Source organism: Pseudomonas sp. SMN5, from assembly GCF_052041925.1.
Lineage (GTDB): Bacteria > Pseudomonadota > Gammaproteobacteria > Pseudomonadales > Pseudomonadaceae > Aquipseudomonas.
On record NZ_JBKGGX010000060.1, the window covers coordinates 1 to 1,302 of the forward strand.

Sequence of the window (1,302 nt, forward strand, 5' to 3'; positions counted from 1 at the left end):
TGTAGGGAACAACCACATGGGTTACAAAAAAGTGCACTCACATAGGTAACACCCGGAGTGTCACGTAGCCATCACTGGCATCTCTTACATCAACCCGTCCGAGGATGATTGGACCGAAGATAACATCCCAGATCCCGTCCTCTACTTGTTCCAGTCCAATGGTCTGATGCTTGAGCACATAACCAACGTAGACCCTTAGACCACGGCAATTGACGATGCCCGAGCAGTCCGCTTGGAGGCTATCGATATGGCTCGGGTAGGTCATCTCGGGAAGCTTCTCAGGGTATTGGCGGGGCGAAGGCTTATAGCAGGACGCGGGTGTCTTTTGCTCCAGAGCTTCATGCAAACGCTCGTAATTATAATGTTGCCTGAAACGATCAAAGTGCCGTTGTTGAGCCTCCCACGCTACCGTTGGTGGTGATGGAAGAGTGCTTTTCAACGTTCGATGCATACGTTCATGCCGACCATTTTGCTCCGGCCTTCCGGGGGCGATCCGCTCAGGAATGATCCCTAGACGCAACCACCAGATGGATAACTGGGAAAGGCCCGCACGCCCCTTGCTCGCAAACGGAACACCATTGTCGGTACGAATGCGCTCCGGTAGACCATGCTCACGAAACACCTGAGTAAACACCGCCTGGGTTTCCTGGAAGTTGGTATTAGCCATGCTGTGGCAAGCGAGCAAGAAGCGACTGGCATGGTCCATGATCGTCAATGGATAGCACCAGACGCCCGCACCTGTCAGGAATTGGCCTTTGTAATCGGCGCTGAATAGCTGGTTGGGAGCATCTGCTTTCTGCAGTGGTTTGGGATAAACCGCCACCCGTTGACGCAATCGGCGTGGTTTGACCAGCTCAGCTTTCTTTAGGATGTTGTAGATCGATGTCTTTGATGGCGGCGCCTGGTCAGGGAAACGCTCGAGCAAAGCCGCCTGAATTTTCTTGGGACCAGGCTCTGTTTCACCCCGACCGCGCAATTCAATGATCGCCTCACGGACAGCCAGGGGCACTACCCATTCCTGGGTAAGCCGACGACGGCTATGTTCTTCCAGTCCGGCGGGCCCTTCCTTCTCATACCGCTCGACCCATTTATAGCCAGTCTTGCGACTGATGTCGTAGGCCTGGCAAAGCGCACTGAAGCTGGGCGGGCCTTTGATGTAGTCCGCGATGAATAGCAGTTTCAGGTCCATAGGTTTCAGCTCTCGCCATGGCATGGTCAGATCCTCGAAAACCGACCCTGCCAGTTAAAAACTGTTACCTATGTGTGTGAACTGATTTGTAACCCATGTGGGTGAGTCGTACC

The 1,302-nt window shown here is 53.8% G+C and carries 1 protein-coding gene; it reads right to left on the reverse strand.

The window, feature by feature from the left end; translation table 11 throughout:
• Positions 1–37: 37 nt before the first annotated feature.
• Positions 38–1,213, reverse strand: coding sequence for an integrase core domain-containing protein (locus tag ACLEJR_RS26970; protein WP_440817746.1), 1,176 nt, complete (start codon positions 1,211–1,213; stop codon positions 38–40).
• Between the last annotated feature and the right edge of the window lie 89 nt (positions 1,214–1,302).